Genomic DNA, 4810 nt, shown 5'->3' on the forward strand with positions numbered 1-4810 from the left:
GATCATGCCCGAGGTGGCGAGGCCAGCGCCGATAAGCTTCGCGGCTTCAGCTTCCATTTGAATAGTCCTCTTGAGAAGTAGCTTGGGTTAGTGGCCGTGACCGAAGTTCACGACCTCGTTGAGATAGACGGTGGCCAGCGCGGTGAACACGAAGGCCTGGAGAAGGGCGACCACCAGCTCAAGGCCGGTCAGGCCGACAATCATGGCGAACGACAGGACGCTGGGGACGATGGCGAGGGAGGCTATGCCGCCCGACAGGGCCACGAGGCCCAGGGCCACCACGAAGGAGCCAAACAGGCTCATCACGACGTGGCCGCCCAGCATGTTGCCGAACAGACGCATGGCCAGGGTCACCGGACGCACGAAGTAGGAGATCATCTCGATCGGCATCATGGCGAGGCCGCCGAAGAAGCCCATGCCCGGCACCCAGAACAGGCCCAGGAACTTCGGTCCGTGCTTGATGAAGCCCAGGATGAAGACGCTGAAGAAGGTCAGGACCGCCAGCGTCGCGGTGACCGCGAGCTGCGAGGTCACGGTGAAGGTGAGGGTCAGGCCCGCCAGATTGCCTACCGCCAGCAGCACGCCCATCAGGTTCAGGACCAGGATGACCGTGAACAGGGTGAGCAGGTAGGGAATGTAAGGCTTGCCGCCGTGGCCGATGATCGGGGTCACCAGGACGCGGTCGACGATGTTGTAAATGGCTTCGGCCAGGGCCTGGGCGCGGTTGGGCACCAATTGGCCGCGGGCGGTGAGCATGAAGAAGGTGATCAGGATCAGCGTGCCGGCGATCATGCTGGCCACCGAGTTGGTGATCGACATGTCGAAGGTCAGGCCGCCGATCGTGAACACAGGTCCCTGAACAAGCGTCTGGACCAGGAACTGGTGCATCGGGTCAATGGCAGGCTGTTCCACCAGGCGGTCCTCAATCCTCGTCTTCATCATCGGCGACGACGGGCAACGGCCCGGCCTTCGCCATCTCGTCCTTGGTCTTTCGCGATGCGGTTCGCACCGCCACGAAAATGGAAAGCCCCGAGCCGATCAGCAGGCCGGTCACCAGACCCAGGGGGGCCGTGCCGACATAGCGATCGAAGAGCCAGCCGAGGCCGACCCCAATGAGCACCCCACCCACCACTTCACCGATGAAGCGGTAACCTTGAGCCATCGCGCGGTGCGTTTCGCCGCTGGCCCTAAGGGCCTGCGCCGACTCGGCCGCTTCGAGACGCGATTCGAGACTACGGGTCCCGGATTTCGTCTCGTCCGTCATCGGCATGCGTCGAAGGGCCTTTCGACCGCGACGTCGCCGCCACGGCGGGGGCTTTAGGTCGCGCGGAACCTATAGACGCGGTTGCAGTGCGTCAAGGTTGCGAGGACAGTTATTAACCAGCTGATTTATATGATGATTTCGGCGCAGGAAACCTGGTGCGCTATTGCGCCGCCATGGCCTCGGCCTGGCGCAGGTCAACCGACACCAATTGCGAAACCCCTCGCTCGGCCATGGTGACGCCGAACAGCCGGTCCATGCGCGCCATGGTCACCGGATTGTGGGTGATGGCGATGAACCGTGTCTGGGTCCGGCGGCGCATCTCGTCCAGCAGATTGCAGAACCGGTCCACATTGGCGTCGTCCAGGGGCGCGTCCACCTCGTCCAGAACGCAGATGGGCGAGGGCTGGGCCAGGAACACCGCGAAGATCAGCGCCGCGGCGGTCAAAGCCTGCTCTCCGCCGCTCATCAGGCTCATGGTGGCCATCCGCTTGCCGGGCGGGCAGGCGTAGATTTCCAGGCCCGCCTCCAGCGGATCGTCGGACTCCACCAGGCGCAGCTCCGCCTGGCCGCCCTCGAACAGGGCCTGGAAGAGCGCCTTGAAATGTTCGTTGATCACCTCGAAGGCGGCCAGCAGGCGTTCGCGGCCTTCGCCGTTCAGCTCGTCGATTCCCTGGCGCAGGCGCGCGATGGCGCCGGTGAGGTCGGCGCGCTCGGTCTGCATGGTCTCAAGGCGGCCGCCGAGCTCGGCTGCTTCCTCCTCGGCGCGGAGGTTCACCGGACCGATGGTGTCCCGCTGACGCTCCAGATTGTAAAGGTGCGCCTCCATGCCGCCAGGCTCGGCGGGGATGGCGACCGCCTCGTCGGCCAGCTTGCGGCCGAGTTGCTCGGGCTCGACGCGGGCGGTCTCGCGGATTTGAGCGGTGACCTCGGCGAGCCGTTCGGCCGCACCCTCCAGCCGCGCGTCGAGGGAGGCGCGCAGTTCGCGGGCCTGGGATCCGGCGGCGTCGGCGGCGCGCACCGCGCGGTCGGCCTCGGCGCGGGCGCCTTCGGCCTGGGCGAGGGCGTCGGAGGACTTGGCGCGGCGCGCCTCGGCCTGGCTCAGTTCGTCCAGCAGCTTCTCGAGCCGCGCCTGGTGCGTCGCGGGTGCGTCGCGGGTGTTGTCGAGCTTGGCCTGGGCCACGGCGCGCGCCTGCGCCAGATGCTCCAGGCGCTTGGCGGCGGCCTGGCCGCGGCGGGTCCAGTCGTCGGAATCGCGGCGCAGGTTCTCCAGCCGCCGGGCGCGGCCGTCGCGTTCCCGGACCTCGATCTCCAGCGCCGAACGCGCGGTCGCGGCGGCCTCGCGGGCCGGACCGGCGGCGGCGCGGGCCTCGGCCAGGCGGGCCGGCAGGTCGCCGACGGCGGTGTCCTCGGCCGACTCGCCGACCGCGACCCGCAGGATGGATTCGGCGTCGGCCAGTTCGGCCTCGAAGCGGCCGATGACATCGTCCAGGGACTGGGCGTGGGCCTCCCGGCGGGCGGCGTCGCGGTCCAGCTTCTCGACCGCGCCGCGCGCGGCGGAGACCTTCTGCTCGGCGGCGGGCGGCTCTCGCCGGGCGGTTCGCAGGGCCTCCTCGGCGGCGCGCACCCGGGCGGTGGCGGCGGTCAGCGCGTCCTTGGCGATCTTGGCCTTGGGCGAGATGGCCTCGATCTCGATCTCGACCTCGGTCAGCCGAGTCTTCTGCTCCATCCGCACGGCGGCGGGCTTGGGCGCATCGGCGCGGGCGGTGAAGCCGTCCCACCGCCAGAGGTCGCCCTCGCGGGAGACCAGCCGGCAACCGGGGGCGAGGCCGCTTTGAAGTCGGTCGCCGTCCTGGCGGCTCACAAGGGCGGTGAAGGCCAGACGCGCGGCCAGGACCGCAGGCGCCTTCACCAGCGGGGCCAGGGGCTGGGCGCCGGCCGGCCAGCTAGGAGCCTCCGCGTCGCGGCCGCCCCAGAAGGCCGGAGCCTTGGGGTCGAGGGCGGCGTCAAGATCGTCGCCCAGGGCGGCGGCCAAGGCACGCTCGTAACCGCGGTCCGGGGCGACCTCGTCCAGGGCGGGGGTGAAGCCGCCCCGGCGCTGTTGCGCCACGATCTGGGCCAGGGCGCGAGCCTCGGCGGTCAGCCGGCCGAGCTGTTCGTCCTGCTTGCGCGCGGCCTCGCGAAGTTCGGTCTCGGCGGCGGCGGTCTGGCCGCGCTCGTCCTCGGCGGCCTCCAGCGCGGCGCGCACGGCGTTGAGCATGGCTTCGGCGCGCTCGAGTTCGGCGCGGGCCTGGGCGGTCTGCGGGTTGATCGCGGGGCCGAGCTGCTCGCGCTCGGTCCTGGCCTGGTCCAGGGCGCGGCGGGTGCGCGACACCCGGTTCTGGGCCTCGTCCACCCGCGCCGCGCCGGCCCGGCGACGGGCCTCGTCGGCGGCGACCTGGGTGGCGAGGTCCTCCAGGGTCTCGTCGGCGGCGACGCGGGCCTCTTCGGCGGCGCGGGCCGCGGTCTCCAGGTCGGCGGAGCGATCCGGGGCCGCGGCGATCGCGGCTTCCAGGGCCTGCAGGTCCTCGACCATGCGGGCGAGCGCCGCCTCGGCGTCCTCGACGATCTGGGTCTCGCGGGCGCGGTCGGCGTCGATTCGGCCCACTTCTCCGACCAGGCGCTCGACCTCGGCGGCTATGGCCTCGCCCTCGCGGTCCAGGCGGTCCTTGTCGATGGCCAGCCTGTGGAGGATGGCGGCGGCCACCGTCTCGGCTTCGCGCAGCGGGGCGATGGCTTCCTCCGCCTGGGCGGCGTTGGTGATGGCGCTGGCGGCCTGGCGGGCGGTCTCTTCCACCGCGCGGATCGCCTCGGCGGCCTCGGCGGTCAGGCGCTCGGCCGCGCCCTTGGCCTCCGCCCAGCGGGCATAGAGCACCGCGCCCTGCAGCGAGCGGATCTCCGAGGACAGTTTCTTGTAGCGCTCCGCCTGGCGGGCCTCGCGCTTCAGCCGGTTGAGCGAGGTCTCCAGTTCGGCGGCGATGTCGTCCAGTCGCGAGAGGTTGGTCTCCGCCGCGCGCAACCGCAGCTCGGCCTCGTGGCGGCGCGAGTGCAGGCCCGAGACCCCGGCGGCCTCTTCCAGGATCAGCCGGCGGTTCTGCGGCTTGGCGGCGATCAGCTCCGAGATCTGCCCCTGGCGCACCAGGGCCGGCGAGTTCGAGCCCGTCGAGGCGTCGGCGAACAGCAGTTGCACGTCGCGGGCGCGGACCTCGCGGCCGTTGATCTTGTAGGTCGAGCCCGCCCCGCGATCGATGCGACGGACCACCTCCAGCACCGGTGTGTCGTTGAAGGCCGCCGGCGCCTTGCGGTCGGCGTTGTCGATGGTCAGCGTCACCTCGGCGTGGTTGCGCGAGGCGCGGTCGCCGGAGCCGTCGAAGATCACGTCGTCCATGCCGCCGGCCCGCATGGCCTTGGCGGAGTTGGCGCCCATCACCCAGCGCAGGGCTTCCAGCAGGTTGGACTTGCCGCAACCGTTCGGCCCCACGATGCCCGTGACGCCGGGCTCGATCCGGA

At 70.7% G+C, this 4810-nt stretch carries 3 protein-coding genes; all 3 read right to left on the minus strand.

Annotated features, from left to right (window positions below; genetic code table 11):
- Positions 1–87: 87 nt before the first annotated feature.
- Positions 88–912 (minus strand): F0F1 ATP synthase subunit A, encoded by an 825-nt coding sequence (locus RMO04_RS06620; protein ID WP_309643996.1) that lies wholly within the window; start codon positions 910–912, stop codon positions 88–90.
- 10 nt (positions 913–922) lie between these two features.
- A complete protein-coding gene (locus RMO04_RS06625) occupies positions 923–1264 on the minus strand; it encodes an AtpZ/AtpI family protein (protein ID WP_309643997.1) in 342 nt (113 codons plus the stop codon).
- A gap of 160 nt (positions 1265–1424) precedes the next feature.
- The coding region (gene smc, locus RMO04_RS06630; protein ID WP_309643998.1) for a chromosome segregation protein SMC at positions 1425–4810 on the minus strand (3386 nt) is incomplete at its 5' end.

The organism is Phenylobacterium sp. (assembly GCF_031412415.1).
Lineage (GTDB): Bacteria > Pseudomonadota > Alphaproteobacteria > Caulobacterales > Caulobacteraceae > Phenylobacterium.

Coding starts and splice junctions, on each gene's coding strand:
- RMO04_RS06625 (WP_309643997.1), bottom strand. CDS start 1,264: ATGACGGACGAGACGAAATCCGGGACCCGTAGTCTCGAATCGCGTCTC.